This window comes from Sorangium sp. So ce367, from assembly GCF_051520455.1.
Taxonomy (GTDB): Bacteria; Myxococcota_A; Polyangia; order Polyangiales; family Polyangiaceae; genus Sorangium; species Sorangium cellulosum_B.
In genome coordinates this window covers 5,508,249-5,522,374 of the sequence record NZ_CP150334.1, presented here as the reverse complement: position 1 = coordinate 5,522,374, position 14,126 = coordinate 5,508,249, and the positions used below count along the sequence as shown (strand labels likewise).

At 70.9% G+C, this 14,126-nt stretch carries 12 protein-coding genes and 1 tRNA gene; 10 read left to right on the top strand and 3 right to left on the bottom strand.

Features of this window, described 5'->3' with window-relative positions; all coding sequences use genetic code 11:
* The first annotated feature begins 29 nt into the window (after positions 1 to 29).
* Both WME97_RS21080 and WME97_RS21075 read left to right on the top strand, forming a co-directional pair.
* A tRNA-Gly gene (locus tag WME97_RS21080) sits at positions 30 to 104 on the top strand.
* Positions 105 to 279: 175 nt separating this feature from the next.
* On the top strand, positions 280 to 1,443 hold the full coding sequence (locus tag WME97_RS21075; protein WP_437554321.1) for an AAA family ATPase: 1,164 nt from the start codon (positions 280 to 282) through the stop codon (positions 1,441 to 1,443).
* Here WME97_RS21075 and WME97_RS21070 read toward each other — a convergent pair.
* The 3 genes from WME97_RS21070 to WME97_RS21060 all read right to left on the bottom strand — a co-directional run bounded on the left by WME97_RS21070 (position 1,355) and on the right by WME97_RS21060 (position 4,423).
* Positions 1,355 to 2,557 carry a pseudouridine synthase gene (locus WME97_RS21070; protein ID WP_437554320.1) on the bottom strand — a complete coding sequence of 401 codons (1,203 nt, stop codon included), beginning with the start codon at positions 2,555 to 2,557 and terminating at the stop codon, positions 1,355 to 1,357. The genes WME97_RS21075 and WME97_RS21070 overlap by 89 nt on opposite strands.
* 227 nt (positions 2,558 to 2,784) lie before the next feature.
* On the bottom strand, positions 2,785 to 3,564 hold the full coding sequence (locus WME97_RS21065; protein ID WP_437554318.1) for a hypothetical protein: 780 nt from the start codon (positions 3,562 to 3,564) through the stop codon (positions 2,785 to 2,787).
* A 1-nt stretch (position 3,565) separates the two neighbouring features.
* Positions 3,566 to 4,423 carry a hypothetical protein gene (locus WME97_RS21060; protein ID WP_437554316.1) on the bottom strand — a complete coding sequence of 286 codons (858 nt, stop codon included), beginning with the start codon at positions 4,421 to 4,423 and terminating at the stop codon, positions 3,566 to 3,568.
* A gap of 323 nt (positions 4,424 to 4,746) precedes the next feature.
* Here WME97_RS21060 and WME97_RS21055 point away from each other — a divergent pair, with 323 nt between their 5' ends.
* The 8 genes from WME97_RS21055 to WME97_RS21020 all read left to right on the top strand — a co-directional run bounded on the left by WME97_RS21055 (position 4,747) and on the right by WME97_RS21020 (position 13,991).
* Positions 4,747 to 4,956, top strand: coding sequence for a ribbon-helix-helix domain-containing protein (locus tag WME97_RS21055; RefSeq protein WP_012236467.1), 210 nt, complete (start codon positions 4,747 to 4,749; stop codon positions 4,954 to 4,956).
* Positions 4,957 to 5,211: 255 nt separating this feature from the next.
* Positions 5,212 to 7,014, top strand: a complete 1,803-nt coding sequence (gene lepA / locus WME97_RS21050) for a translation elongation factor 4 (protein ID WP_437554314.1) — start codon at positions 5,212 to 5,214, stop codon at positions 7,012 to 7,014.
* A gap of 81 nt (positions 7,015 to 7,095) precedes the next feature.
* Complete coding sequence (locus tag WME97_RS21045; RefSeq protein ID WP_437554312.1) at positions 7,096 to 7,743, top strand: hypothetical protein; 648 nt, start codon at positions 7,096 to 7,098, stop codon at positions 7,741 to 7,743.
* A gap of 23 nt (positions 7,744 to 7,766) precedes the next feature.
* Positions 7,767 to 9,209, top strand: a complete 1,443-nt coding sequence (locus WME97_RS21040) for a M16 family metallopeptidase (RefSeq protein ID WP_437554310.1) — start codon at positions 7,767 to 7,769, stop codon at positions 9,207 to 9,209.
* Positions 9,206 to 10,570, top strand: a complete 1,365-nt coding sequence (locus WME97_RS21035) for a M16 family metallopeptidase (protein WP_437554309.1) — start codon at positions 9,206 to 9,208, stop codon at positions 10,568 to 10,570. The genes WME97_RS21040 and WME97_RS21035 overlap by 4 nt, the downstream gene beginning before the upstream one ends.
* Before the next feature lie 334 nt (positions 10,571 to 10,904).
* Entirely contained in the window at positions 10,905 to 11,900 is a 996-nt protein-coding gene (locus WME97_RS21030) for a collagen-like protein (protein ID WP_437554307.1), read from the top strand.
* A gap of 65 nt (positions 11,901 to 11,965) precedes the next feature.
* Positions 11,966 to 12,490, top strand: a complete 525-nt coding sequence (locus tag WME97_RS21025) for a hypothetical protein (RefSeq protein WP_437554305.1) — start codon at positions 11,966 to 11,968, stop codon at positions 12,488 to 12,490.
* Between the two features lie 100 nt (positions 12,491 to 12,590).
* On the top strand, positions 12,591 to 13,991 hold the full coding sequence (locus WME97_RS21020; RefSeq protein WP_437554303.1) for a tetratricopeptide repeat protein: 1,401 nt from the start codon (positions 12,591 to 12,593) through the stop codon (positions 13,989 to 13,991).
* Positions 13,992 to 14,126 lie beyond the last annotated feature (135 nt).

Genomic DNA, 14,126 nt, shown 5'->3' with positions numbered 1-14,126 from the left:
GTGGTTTCTGAATTAAGTGATTGACATCTGCGGGAGTAACTCAGTGGTAGAGTGCAACCTTGCCAAGGTTGACGTCGCGGGTTCAAATCCCGTCTCCCGCTCCACGACATAGGCTCTGCGACAGCGAGCAGACCCTGCGAGGCCGGTGTGACCCACCGGCCTCTGTGTTTTGTTCAACGTTTCGCTCAACGTTTTGCTCAACCGCTCGGCGCGGTGGCGTCGTGGGAACGCACGGGGCGATGCGCCAGGCGGCGGGCCTGTGATACGAGGATTCGCCTCATGTCCGCTCCGCTCCACGAGCGCCTGCGCCTGCTTGCCCATAGCCTCGAGCGGCAGTTCCTGGGCAAGGACGAGATCATCCGCCTGCTCATGATCGCGGTCGTCGCGGGCGAGCACTGCGTGCTCCTCGGCCCGCCGGGGACCGCGAAGAGCGCGCTCATCCGCACGCTCGCAGAGCTGATGCAGGCGCGGTACTTCGAGTACCTGCTCACGCGCTTCACCGAGCCGAACGAGATCTTCGGCCCGGTCGACATCGGTGCTTTTCGCGAGGGGGTCTACCGCCGGAACACCTCGGGGATGCTCCCCGAGGCGGAGATCGTCTTCCTCGACGAGGTGTTCAAGTCGAACAGCGCCATCCTGAACGCGCTGCTCACGCTGCTGAACGAGCGCAAGTTCGCGAGCGGCGGCCAGGTGCTCCGCTGCCCGCTCATCAGCGTCTTCGCTGCCTCGAACGAGGTGCCCGGCGACGAGACGCTGACCGCGATCTTCGACCGCTTCCTCCTGCGGGTGCAGTCCGACAACCTCGACGCCTACCACTTCAGCGAGCTGCTCCAGCGCGGCATCCAGCAGGAGATCCGGCACATGGCCGGCGAGCCGCTTCGCCCGCTCGTCGCGGCGCGCGAGCTCGCCGAGCTCGGCCGCGGGTTCGGCGCGCGGATGAACTTCGGCGATGCGTTCCTATCGGCCTACAAGGGGCTGGTGTTCCAGATCCGCGCCGAAGGGATATCGCTCTCGGATCGTCGTGTCGTGAAGATGCTCAAGCTCTTCGCGGCGAGCGCTTACCTCGATGGCCGCCAGACGACCGACTCGAGCGACTTCTTCGTGCTCAAGCACATCTGGAACAACCAGGATCAGGCGGCGATCCTCGAGGGCATCGTGCAGCCGGTGCTCGAGGCCTTCTTTCGCGAGCACCCGGATCGCCGCCGCGTCGGCGCGCTCGGCGTCGGCGTGGAGGCGCTCGCCGCGGAGATCGATCGGATCCGGCAGATCCTCACGGGCGGCGCCTCGCTCGGCGACGTCCAGCTGTTCAGTCAGCTGAAGGCGCTCGGCGAGATCAAACAGGCGCTCGCCGGCATCAACGACGCTCGCGCCCGCGAGCTCGAGGCGCGCGTGTCTCAGCTGCTCGAGGCTTCGTTTCGGAGCGGACGCTTCGCGCAGATCTAGCGGCGCCCGGTCCGGGCGCGGCCGGCGCGGCGACGTCCGTCCTGGAGCGTGCCGTCCTCCCGGCCGGGCTCCGGGCAGGCGTGCTCGGAGCGGCGTCGGTCCTGGAGCGAGCCGTCCTCCCAGCCGGGCTCCGGGCGGAGGTGCTCGGGGCGGCGTCGGTCCTGGAGCGAGCCATCCGCCCGGCCGGGCCCTGACCGGGTGCGCTCGGGGCGTCGGCGTTGGCTCTGGAGCGAACCCTCGGCTGTGCCGGTCCCCGGCCGCGCGCGGCCGCACCAGCGGCTTCCTGTGTAGGCCGAGGTGACGCCTTCGCGCCTGACCGGGCCGAGCTGGCCGCCGTGCGGCGGTGGTCGACCGGACCCGACGACGCGCCCATCATCGCGCCGCGGATCCGCTTGGGCACGCCGAACGCCTCGCGGATGTGGAGGAGCTCATCCACCGTCAAGGCGCGCCACTCTCCCGGCCGGAGTCCTTCCGAGCTCACGCCGGCGAACGTCGTCCGGGCCAGGCGCATCACGGGCCAGCCGGTCGCCTCGCCCATGCGCCGGATCTGCTGGTTGCGGCCCTCGCGGAGGGTCACCTCGAGCCACGTCTTGTCGCCCTCGTGGCGAAGCAGCCGCGCCTCGGCCGGCAGCGTGACGCCATCTTCGAGTCGGATCCCCTCGCGCCACGGCGTCAGATCGTCGTCGCTCATGACGCCCTGGACCTTCAGGACGTAGGTCTTCGGCACGCCGCCGCGCGGATGGAGCAGCGCGTTGGCGAAGTCGCCGTCGTTCGTCATGAGGAGGATGCCGCTCGTCGCGAAGTCGAGCCGACCCACGGGGTAGAGCCGCGCGCCCGTGCCGCGCACGTGGTCGGCGACCGTCGGGCGCCCCTCGGGATCGCGCAGCGTCGAGACGACGTTCCGCGGCTTGTGCAGCGCGACATAGACCGGCGCCTCGGAGACGAGGCGCTTGCCGTCGACCTCGATGCGGTCCTTTTGCCGGTCGGCCTTCAAGCCGAGCTCGGTCACGACGCGCCCGTTCACGCGCACCCGCCCGGCGAGGATGAGCTCCTCCGATGCGCGGCGCGAGGCGACGCCGGCGCGCGAGATGATCTTCTGCAGACGTTCTTCCATGGTGTGCTCGGGGACCTACGCCGACGCGATGGTGTCGGCCGACGGCACTGATAAGCACGCCCCTCGCGCCGCGTCGACCGACCTGGGCGGTAGGCTGCTGGGATCCGAGGCCTACGCCGGCGCGCCTGCCCTGGCGAACGCCTGCGGCGGCAGGAGCACCTGTGCGCGCTTGCGCCGTCAGGGCAGGGGGCGAGGTTGACCCCACCTCGGCTCGAAGGAGGCGCGCTCTATTTCTTCTTGTCGCTGGGGGGCGCCGCGCTCCCGCTCTCGCCCACGGCCTCGTTCGCCTTGTCCGCGGCCGCCTGATCTTCCGCAGCCTTCTTCGCGGCTGCAGCGGTGGCCTCCTCTTCTTTCTTGCGCTCGTCGTCCTCGAAGCGGCGCTTCAGCTCGTTGTCGTGATCCCACCGATCGACCCGCTCGTCGGCGTCGATGTCCACGCCCATCCGCTCGAGCCGCCCCATGCGGTAGATCTCCCAGACGTCCGGCTTGCCGTCGCGGTTCGTGTCGCGCTTGATGCGCGCGAGCTTGCCGCCGCTGTAGTACTTCCACTCGTCGGGGTTGCCGTCGCGATCGGAGTCGACCTTCACCTCGGCCAGCCTTCCACCGGCGAACGTGAGCCATGTGTCGATCCGGCCGTCGTAGTTCGAGTCGGACTCCTCGTGAAGGCTCTCGCCCTTGTCGTTGTACTTGCGGACGACGTCCTTCACCCCGTCGAAGTTGGTGTCGATCTCGCGGCAGACGAGCGCCCTCTGGCGGTCTTCGCCGGTGCCCACGATCTGCCAGACGCGCCTCACGTTGGGCTGGATCGCGCCTGGCCCGGCGGTCTCGCTCGTCTCGCGATCTTCTTTGCCCTTCCAGTCGCACATCGAGCGATCGTCGATGCTGCCGTCGGCGTTGCGAGCCGCCTCGACCCTCGGCGCCTTCGCCCCTTCGAACCCTGGATCCGAGCCGCACGCCGCGCCGAGCAGGCTGAGCGTGGCCAGCGCGATGAGCGCTTGTCTCCTCATGTCACGGTCCCTTCTTGGCGGCCGGCTGGCCGGGCACGGAGCCCGCGGGCGCGGTGGTCGCCGATGCAGCCGCGCCGGCGGGGGCTGCGGTGGGCGCGGCGGTCGTCGATGCAGCCGCGCCCGCGGCGGGGGCAGCTGCGGCGTTCGGCGCCCCGGCGGCCGCAGGCTGCCCTGCGCCCGCCCCACCCTCCGGGGGCGTGGCGCCGCCCGGCGGGGGCACGGGCGCTCTCGGCGCGCCGTACGACTCGGCGCAGAGATCCACCACGCTTCCGGGATCGGCCTTGCCGTCGGCGTTCTGATCGCTCGCCACGACCGCGCACTTCGCGTCGTTCGGGTTGTTGAACTGCCACCACTGGTCGACGATCCCATCGCCGTCGGAGTCGCGCTCGCGGCGCGCGAGGCGCGGACCCTCGTAGTAGTCCCAGGTGTCGAGCTTGTCGTCGAAGTTGGTCTCGCGCTCCTTCAACACGACGGCGCCGCGCTCGTAGTGAGCGATCTCGTCGGCCCGCCCGTCGCGGTCGAAGTCCGATTCGCGCCGCCGCTCCACCCCCTTGCCGTCGTAGTAGATGAAGGCGTCGATCGCGCCGTCCAGGTTCAGATCCACGACCCGACAGACCTCCCGGCCGTCTTGCTTCACGTGGATGATGTCGGGTATCCGGTCGCCGTTCACATCGACCTTCTCCGCAGAGGCGGAGTCCTTGTCGCAGGGCTCGTGGACGACCGCCGTGTCCCGTTCGCTGGCGGAGCCCTTCGCGCTCGAGGGTTCCGGCGTCGAGGACGCGCAGGAGGCGACCGAAATGGTGATCAGGGCCACAAGCGAGCACCTGGACGACCGCCAGGTGAGCGGGAATCGCGTCATCAAGAGATTCCTCCGGCCAGCCCGGAACCCTCGGGACAGAAGCTCGACGCGCCGGGCGAGCCGTCCCGACGCGGACCAGCTTCAAGCCGCAGTCTAGACCGCGGCCCGCGCGCACATCAAGAAGCCCACGAAACGCGACGGACGCGACGGACGCGACGGACGCGACGGACGACGGACGCGACCCGCGGCCCAGCCCGGCCGATCCCCGAACCCCGGCGAGCGCGGTGGCGCCATTCCGATTGACATCATACGTACCGGCATCTAGGGTAACGTCTTGTCAGTCGTACCCTTCGAGACTGGCGGGTTACCCCCCCGGGCGTGACATGTCGCGGAAGAAAGTCTCGACGACCATCTACATCACGCCCGAGCAGGCCGAGCGGCTGAAGATCCTGCACGAACGCACCAAGGTCCCGATCGCCGTCTACATCCGCGAAGGGATAGATATGGTCCTCAAGCACTACGAGCACGTGCTGCCAGGGCAGATGTCCCTGGAGAGCCCGCCGGTCGCTGCGCCGCCGATCCCGAAGAAATGACCGGCGCCGGGGGCCGCAAGGCTCTGGGCCTGGGATGCTGGGCGCCGGTCGCTCGTGGATAGCTTCGCGGCGCGGGTCGCGCTAGGAGCAGGCACGCCGCGGTCCACCATTTCCCGCGGCGCTCGTAGAGCCGCGCGCCGCGGCTCGCTCCCCCCGGAGGGGCCCGGACGTTCCCGTCCGCTCCCTCGCATTTCGATCGAGGCCGCGCGCTGCGGCCGCTAACGCTGGTCAGGTCGCCGCGCCCTGAAGCTCGCTATGCCCGTTGATTCCAAGCTCATCCGCAACTTCTCGATCATCGCCCACATCGACCACGGCAAGTCCACGCTCGCCGACCGCATCCTCGACGCGACCGGGGCGCTCACCGCCCGCGAGCAGAAGGAGCAGTTCCTCGACAAGATGGACATCGAGCGCGAGCGGGGGATCACGATCAAGGCCCAGACCGTTCGCCTGGATTACACCGCGAAGGACGGCCAGACGTACCGGCTGCACCTCATCGATACGCCCGGGCACGTCGACTTCAATTACGAGGTCTCGCGCAGCCTCCAGGCGTGCGAGGGCGCGCTGCTCGTCGTCGATGCCACCCAGGGCGTCGAGGCGCAGACCCTCGCGAACGTCTTCCTCGCCCTGGACAACAACCTCGCGATCCTCCCGGTCCTCAACAAGATCGACCTCCCCTCGGCCGACGTCGAGCGGACGACCCGCGAGATCGAGGACGTCATCGGCCTCGACTGCTCCGGCGCCATCCCCGCCAGCGCCAAGACGGGGATCGGCATCGCGGAGATCCTCGAGGCGGTGGTCGCGCGCATCCCGGCGCCGAAGGGCGACCTGAACGCGGCGCCCCGCGCCCTCATCTTCGACAGCTGGTACGACAGCTACCGCGGCGCGGTCGTCATGGTGCGCGTCGTCGACGGCATCATCCGGAAGGGCCAGAAGGTCCGCTTCATGGCGACCGGCCGCGACTACGAGGTCACGGAGATGGGCGTGTTCACGCCCCACGCGACCGCCATCACCGAGCTCGGGCCAGGGGAGGTCGGCTTCCTCGTCGGCAACATCAAGAGCGTCGTCGACACGAAGATCGGCGACACGGTGACCGACGCCGTCCACCCCGCGACGACGCCGCTTCCCGGCTTCAAGGAGGTCAAGCCGATGGTCTTCGCCGGGATCTTCCCGACGGACTCGGCCCAGTACGAGGACCTCCGCGACGCCCTGTCGAAGCTCCACATGAACGACGCGGCGTTCGTCTTCGAGCCCGACACCTCCGAGGCGCTCGGGTTCGGCTTCCGGTGCGGCTTCCTCGGCCTGCTCCACATGGAGATCATCCAGGAGCGGCTGGAGCGCGAGTACAACCTCGACCTCATCACGACCGCGCCGAGCGTCGTCTACCACTGCTACCTGAACGACGGCTCGATGAAGTCGATCGAGAACCCCGCGAAGCTCCCGCCGCCGAACCTCACCGATCGCATCGAGGAGCCGATCTTCCGGATGACCGTCCACGTTCCGTCGACGTACGTCGGCGCGGTCCTCGCCCTGTGCCAGGAGCGGCGCGGGGAGCAGAAGTCGATCCAGTACGCCTCGTCCGACCGCGTGATCATCACCTACGACATGCCCCTCAGCGAGGTGCTCTTCGACTTCCACGACAAGCTGAAGAGCGTGTCGCGCGGCTACGCGTCGATGGACTACGAGCTCGTCGGGTACCGCGCCGACGATCTCATCAAGCTGGACATGCTGGTGAACGGCGACCCGCTCGACGCCCTCAGCGTCATCGTGCACCGCGACAAGGCGTACGCCCGGGGCCGGGACCTGGCGGTGAAGCTCAAGGACATCGTGCCGCGCCAGCAGTACGAGGTCGCGATCCAGGCGGCGATCGGGTCGAAGGTCATCGCGCGGACGACCGTGAAGGCGATGCGCAAGGACGTGACCGCCAAGTGCTATGGCGGCGACATCAGCCGCAAGCGCAAGCTCCTCGAGAAGCAGAAGGAGGGCAAGAAGCGGATGAAGATGGTCGGGAGCGTCGAGATCCCGCAGGAGGCGTTCCTCGCCATCCTGAAGATCGACTGACGCGCGGGGGCGCCGGTCGCCGCGCGCCGCGCGGCCACGCGAGCGTGGCGGCGCGCGGCGCGCGCTCGTATAAGCCGCCCCATGCAGCCCGCCCCCGTCCGGCCGCGCGAGCTCCGCGCGGCGTCCCCTGCCTTCGCCCTCGCCCTCGGCCTCGCCGTCCTCGCGTGCGACGATCAGCGCGCAACGGCGCCTCAAGCGTCCGCCTCAGCCTCCGCGCCGTCGGGCGCGGACAGCGCGGCGCCGGCCCCGAGCGCCGCGGCGGCCCCCGCGGCCACGGAGGCCGCGAAGCGGGATTTGCCGCCGCGGCCGATCCCGATCGGGTCGAGCGGGCCGATCCAGCCTAGCGCGCCGGCGGAGCAGCAGATGATGGCGATCCAGTACACGCTCGCCATGGTGTCGCCGCGGTCGACCGACCCGCTCGTCGACAAGGCCTACCTCGAGGGCATCCTGCCGAAGCTCGCCGCGGCGGTGCGCACCGCCGACAAGGGCAAGACCCCGCCGAACCCCGCCAAGGCGACCAAGGGGAACAGGAAGATCGAGGTCGACATGGGCAAGGGGTGCACCGAGCGCACCCCGTCCAACCTGCTCGCGCAGCGGGCAGGCTCCTCTCTGAAGGAGGCGTACGACGCGGGGATCCTCGTCGTCTCCTGCCACGACGACCGATGGGAGTGCCACCAGTCGACGCGGGATCCGAGCGACGTCCTGTGCCACGCAGCGCCGCGGCGCTGAGCGTGGTATGGGCTGCGCCTGCCATGCAGGAGACGCTTGCCTACTCGGTCCCCGACGCCAACGCCCTCCCTCGAATGGGTCCGCTCGCCGAGATGCTCGTCGAGCTGAACCGCGAACGCCCGCCGCTCGCCCGGCTCCACCACGACGCCACCGTCGCGTTCGGTCCGACGATGCGCGTCGAGCGCTTCGCCCTCGGGAACGGGCTCAAGGTGCTCGTGCTCGTCGACCCCTCGGCGCCCGTGGTCTGCCTGCAGACCTGGTTCGGCGTCGGCTCGCGCCATGAGCGCGTGGGCAAGACCGGCATCGCCCACCTCTTCGAGCACCTCATGTTCGGCGAGACGGAGAGCGTCGCCCACGGCGCGTTCGACCGGATGCTCGAGGAGGCCGGCGCCGAGACGAACGCGGCGACGTTCCTCGACTGGACCTACTACCACACGAACCTGCCGAAGGACGCGCTCGCGCTCACCCTCCGCCTCGAGGCGGAGCGCATGGCGCGGCTCGTCCTCCGCGATCCCCAGGTGTCGAGCGAGAAGGAGGTCGTCGCCAACGAGCGGAGGCAGCGGGTCGACGACGACGTCGACGGGGCGGTGAGCGAGCTGCTCTACAAAGAGGCGTTCACAAAGCACGCCTACGGGTGGCCGACCATCGGCTGGATGGAGGACATCAAGGGCTTCACGACCGAGGACTGCGTCGAGTTCTACCGGACGTACTACGCCCCCAACAACGCGGCGCTGGTCATCGTCGGCGACGTCGCGCTCGACGAGGCGCTGCGCGGGGTGCAGGACCACTACGGCGCGCAGGAGCCCTCGAAGATCCCGGTCGAAGAGGTGTGCCCCGAGCCGCCGCAGATCGCGGAGCGCCGCGCCGAGGTGGTGAAGCCGACCGCCACGCACAAGGTCGCGATCGGTTATCACTCGCCGGCGCTCGGCGATTTCGACCACGCGCCCCTCGCCCTGCTGAACGAGATCCTCTTCTCCGGGCGGTCGTCGCGCGTGCACCGGGCGCTCGTTCAGGAGCAGGAGATCGCGAGCGAGGTCCGGGGCTGGGTCGGCTCGTTCCGCGATCCTGCGCTCTACGACATCTATCTCTCGGCCCGCGGCGAGCACACCGGCGAGGCGCTGCTCGCGGCCCTCGAGCCGCTCCTGGAGGCGGTGCGCCGCGCCCCCGTTACCGAGGCGGAGCTCGATCGCGCGAAGGCGCGCATCGAGCTCTCGGTCCTGCAAGGGCTCGAGACCGTCGCCGGCAAGGCAGAGCAGATCGGCTTCTACGAGACGGTGCTCGGCGATCCCGCCGCCCTGTTCGAGCGGCTCGCCGCCTACCGGCGGGCGACCGTGGGGGATCTGCTGCGTGTGGCGCGGCGCTACCTGGTGAGCTCGGCGCGGACGGTGATCCACGTGATCCCGGACGGGACGAGCGACGAGGACGACGAGGACGGGACGGACGGGGAGAGCGAGGAGGCATCGTGAGCCAGAGCGTGAAGAGCGGCCTCGCCTGGGGCGCCGAGGGGCAGGGCAGGGGAGCGACGGGCGGTCGCGTGACGCCCCGCGACGGCGCGGTGCTCGTGGAGACGAGCCACGCGCTCCCCATCGTCAGCATCGTGGTCGCGTTCTCCTCCGGCTCGGCGCACGATCCGGCCGGGCGCGAGGGGCTCGCGCGCATCACGGCGCGCATGCTCCGCCGCGGCGCGGAGGGCTACAGCGCGAACGAGATCGAGGAGACGATCGACGCGCTCGGCGGGGAGTTCGGCACCGACGTGGCGACGAGCGCGACGACAGTGCATTTCGAGGTGATCAAGCGCTCGCTCGATCGGTTCGTCGAGCTCGGGGCCACGCTCCTCGCGCGCCCCACGTTCTCGCCGCCCGAGCTCGCGCGTCTCCTGCGGGAGGCCGAGGCTGAGCTCATCGAGGCGCGCGACAGCGATCGCTCGCTCTGCAGCCGCGCCTTCCGGCGGACCCTGTTCGCCGGGCACCCCTACGGCCGCCGCATCGCGGGGACCATCCCGACGCTGCGGGAGATCACGCGCGACGACGTCGCCGCGTTCTATGCGCGGCACTACACCCGGCGCAACGCCATCGTCGCCATCTCGGGCGACATCGAGCCCGGCGAGGCGCACGGGGTCGCCGAGCGCCTCCTGTCCGGCCTGCCCGAGGGCGAGGCGATCCCGGATCCGGTGACGGATCCCGGAGCGAGGCCGGGGCGTTGCCTCGTGTTCGTCGACAAACCCGAGCGGACGCAGACGCAGATGGTCATCGGCGGGCTCGGCACCGACGCCCACGACCCCGATCACATGGCGCTCCTGGTCGCGAACACCGCCTTCGGAGGCACCTTCTCGTCGCGGCTGATGCAGGAGGTACGCGCGAAGCGTGGCTGGTCCTACGGCGCCTCGTCGCGCGCGGGCTTCGATCGGCACCGCGACGCGTTCACCATGTGGACCGCGCCCGCGGCGCAGGACGCCGCCGCCTGCCTCTCCCTGCAGCTCGGGCTGCTCGAGGCGCTGCGGCGCGATGGGATCACCGAGGACGAGCTCACGTTCGTGAAGCGCTACCTCGTCCGCTCGCACGCGTTCGAGATCGACACCGCGAGGAAGCGCGTGCACCAGAAGCTCGACGAGCTCCTGTACGATCTGCCGGAGGGGTACCACGAGACCTACCTGAAGCGGATCGAGGACGTCACGCTCGCGGAGGCGAACGCCGCGGTGCGGCGCCGGATCTCGGAGGACGATCTGGTGATTGGCGTCGTCGGCACGCACGAAGAGATCGGCGAGGCGATCGCCGCGGCCGTCCCGAAGCTGGCCGAGGTGAAGGTCGAGCCGTACGATCTCGAGTAGCCGGCGCCGCGCCTAGGGCGATCACGTCGCGGCGCGCAGGCCGCGAGACCCGGGCGCGCGCCGTCTCGGGCGGTCTCACCCCGCGGCGGCGAGGCCTCGGCGCTGGCGACGCCGGCGGCCTGTCCGAGCCGCGTCGGACGACCGGGAGCGCGATCGGAACCGCCCGTCGGCCGCTGGCATCCAAGGCGCTGCTCCTTCGCGAGATCGCGGCAGGGATCGCGGCCCGCTCCAGGATCACCGGCGCCTCCGGCCGCGATCGCTCAGCGCGCGCCGCGTGATGCCTGCCACGGCGCACCTTGCGCCGGCTCGCGAGGGCGAACGAGGGGAGCTCGCGATGAAGGCACGAACCATCCACGCGCCAGTCCTTGCGGCGGTGACCGCGCTGTCCGGGCCCGCTGCCGCGGCGGTCCCCGTCACGATCACCCACCAGGGTCGCCTCTTCGATTCGGTGGGCCAGCCCATCGACGACACGCTCGACGTGGTGTTCGCGTTCTACGACGCGCCCGACGCGCCCGTGCCCGTCTGGAGCGAGCTCCACACCATCACGTTCGACCAAGGCTATTTCTCGGTCGACCTCGGCGAGCTCGCGCCCGTCGACAAGCCGGTCTTCGACGGCGCGGCGCGCTACCTGGGGATCACCGTGGGGGACGACCCCGAGATGGTGCCCCGCGCCAAGATCGCGAGCGTTCCGTATGCGCTCCAGGCCAGCAACGTCGCGGGGGACATCACGCCGAACTCGATCTCCATCGGCGGTCGCCTCGTCATCGACAGCAGCGGCGTGTGGGTCGGCGATCCGATCGGCCTGCAGGGCGCGCCGGGGCCGGCGGGCCCGCCCGGCGCGGCCGGCCCGGTCGGTCCGAGCGGTCCGGCTGGGCCGCCTGGGCCGCCTGGCGCCGCCGGGCCCCCGGGGGCGGAGGGGCCGCAGGGACCTCCTGGTGTCATCTCGAGCACCTACGTTTCCGCCGCGGGTGCCGCCCCTCAGAAATCGCTGCAGTTCCTGGCTGCGCCCGCGACCGTGAGCGTGACCGCCTCGGGGCAGCGCGTCGTCGTCGTCTCCAACAAGGCGCTCGGCGCCGCGTCGGCCCCGGCGGACCAGCTCCACATCTGGATCTGCTCTCAGCAGCTCTCGCCTCTCGGGGAGCTCAGCCCAGAGGGGACGGGCGTCTATGCGATCCAGGTCCCGGCGCACACCCGCATCACCATGGGGCTGAGCGCAGTGCTATCGCCGCCCCCAGGCCAGTACAACGTCGGCCTCTGCGGGAAGTCCGATAGCCCCTTCTGGACCAACAACGACTATTCGTACACCTCCGCTGTCGTCTCGATGCAGTAAGGTCGGGCTGGGCGGCCAACCTCGCGCGCCGCGAGGCGCGCGGCGCCTGCCCTCCGATCGCCACCATGCAGAAGGAGCTGATGACCCCGGCGGCGATCCTGCTCGGCAGCCTCTTCATCGCAGCAGGGCTCTACCTCGGGCTGCAGCGTCCGCCGCCGCCACCTGCGCTTCCGTCGGCCAGCGTGGAGGCCTCGACAGCGCGCGCGGGCGCGCTGCCTGCGATCGCGGGCGCGCCCGCTCCTTCGCTGCCTGTGCCTCACCCCGCGGCGGCAGGGGCCTCGCCTCTGACGAGCGAGCTCTACAAGCGTGTCGAGGGGGATGCCGCCAAGGGGCTCGAAGCGCGCCGAACGCTCTTCGTGAAGCAGTGCTGGGAGCCTTCGCTCAGGAAGAACCCGGCTCCAGCGCGCGCCAGGTACATCTTCAACATGACCTTCGATGCGTCCGGGAACGAGATCGCCCGCGGCATCAGCGAAGTGCGAGGGATGGATCGTCCCGACGCGGCGCAATGCCTCCGGATGATGCCGCTCGAGCTCGTCGTGCCGCCGCCCGGAACGCGCGTCTCCGTCGAGATCGAGATGACCCTGCCGTGAGCGCGCCGTGGCTGTGAGCGCGCCCTCGCCACGGAGGCCGTGATGCAACGATGCCTCTCCGCCGTTTGGTCCGCGATGGGCGGTGGGCTAAGGTCACGCCGTGCCTTGGCTTGCCGAGCTCGCCCTGCACCTCTCCCGCGCGCTGCACCTCGTGGTCCTGGCGATCGCGCCCACGTGGCTCTCGCCTGAGCCGCTCCCGGCCGGCGCGCTCGCCCTCTCGGGATCGCTCTCGGCGGCCGCGCTCGCCGCGGCGCTCGGCCTGTCGGCGTGGTTCGCCGCGCGGCTCGATACCCGGCTCGCCAGGAACGGCGCGGCGCTGCTGTGGATCGCGCTCGCCGCAGCGCTCGCGGCCACGCTCTACTACCGCGGGCCTCGCGCGCCGCTCGCGCAGGGGGTCGTGTTCGTCGCCGTTCCCCTGTGGGCGGCGCTCGCGACCCTCGCCGCCGCCGCCGCGGAGCGCTGGCTCGGATCGAGCTTCAAGCACCGGCGCATGGGGGCCGCGATCGCCGTGATCGGCCTCGGCGTCGTCCAGCTGAACGGCGCAGCGCCCCTGCTCGGGTCGCGCGAGCGGATGTGGTGGGCGGCGCTGCGCCGCGACGGCGCACACCTGCGCGCGATCGACGAGCTCACGAGGCCGCTCCGCGAGCGGCGCAAGCTCGACGAGCTCGACGGCGTCGCGGCGCGCTGCCTGAGGATGCACCCCGCCGCCGCCGCGCCCGCCGCGCCGGCCACGTGCGCCTGCCTCGCGCTGCGCGCCGAGGCGAGGCTGCACGCCCGCAACGCTGGCGCCGCCCTCCGCGACGCGGAGTCCGCGCGCGAGCGGTGCCCGGAGCAGAGCGGCACGCGCGCGGTCCTGGCCGAGGCGCTCGCCGTCGCCGGCCGCCCCGAGCGTGCCGAGGCCGAGGCGCGGGCCGCGCTGGAGGAGGGCGGCGACCCGTCGCGGCTCCGCTATGCGCTCGCGCTCGCGCTCGAGCGCGCGGGTCGCCAGGCCGAGGCCAGGGCCGAGGCGGATCGCGCGATCGAGGCCGGCGCCGGCCGGAAGGCGCAGCTCCTCGCTGGGGCGCTCGCGATCCTGGCCGGAGATCTCGACGGGGCGAAGGCGCGCCTCACGCCGCTCGCCGAGCAGGATCCCTCGGACGCCGAGGTGCTTTACAACCTCGCGCTCATCGCCGACAAGCGCGGCGACTTCAACGGCGCACGGCAAGGCTACCTCGCCGCCCTGAAGGCCGAGCCCAGGAGCGCCGATGCGCGCTACAACCTCGCGCTCCTGACGTTCCGTGCGGGCATCGCCGAGGAGTCGCACCACCACGTCCGCAAGTTCCTCGACGCGTTCCCGGACGATCCGCGGGGCAGCCAGCTCGCGCAGGCGACGGGCACGCCGCTCGGCAAGACGTACACGACCGACAAGACGGACAAGGCCGACGGCGGCGCGCTTCCGGGCCGGCCCGCCGAGCGGCGGTCTCTGCAGGAGCCCGCCGCCGCGAGCTCGGGTCCTCGCTAGCTTTCGCCGCGAAGCGTCGCAAACGTCGCAAACGTCGCAAACGTCGCAAACGTCGCAAATGCAGGGCGCGGGGGATGGCGGGGCTTCTACGCCATTTCATGCCGTCGGTCCCCGTTCACTTTTGCATGGCGCGAA

Excerpts from the sequence above, each read along its gene's own strand:
- WME97_RS21075 (WP_437554321.1), top strand. The coding sequence starts at position 280 with ATGTCCGCTCCGCTCCACGAGCGCCTGCGCCTGCTTGCCCATAGCCTC.
- WME97_RS21070 (WP_437554320.1), bottom strand. The coding sequence starts at position 2,557 with ATGGAAGAACGTCTGCAGAAGATCATCTCGCGCGCCGGCGTCGCCTCG.
- WME97_RS21065 (WP_437554318.1), bottom strand. The coding sequence starts at position 3,564 with ATGAGGAGACAAGCGCTCATCGCGCTGGCCACGCTCAGCCTGCTCGGC.
- WME97_RS21060 (WP_437554316.1), bottom strand. The coding sequence starts at position 4,423 with ATGACGCGATTCCCGCTCACCTGGCGGTCGTCCAGGTGCTCGCTTGTG.
- WME97_RS21055 (WP_012236467.1), top strand. The coding sequence starts at position 4,747 with ATGTCGCGGAAGAAAGTCTCGACGACCATCTACATCACGCCCGAGCAG.
- lepA (WP_437554314.1), top strand. The coding sequence starts at position 5,212 with ATGCCCGTTGATTCCAAGCTCATCCGCAACTTCTCGATCATCGCCCAC.
- WME97_RS21045 (WP_437554312.1), top strand. The coding sequence starts at position 7,096 with ATGCAGCCCGCCCCCGTCCGGCCGCGCGAGCTCCGCGCGGCGTCCCCT.
- WME97_RS21040 (WP_437554310.1), top strand. The coding sequence starts at position 7,767 with ATGCAGGAGACGCTTGCCTACTCGGTCCCCGACGCCAACGCCCTCCCT.
- WME97_RS21030 (WP_437554307.1), top strand. The coding sequence starts at position 10,905 with ATGAAGGCACGAACCATCCACGCGCCAGTCCTTGCGGCGGTGACCGCG.
- WME97_RS21025 (WP_437554305.1), top strand. The coding sequence starts at position 11,966 with ATGCAGAAGGAGCTGATGACCCCGGCGGCGATCCTGCTCGGCAGCCTC.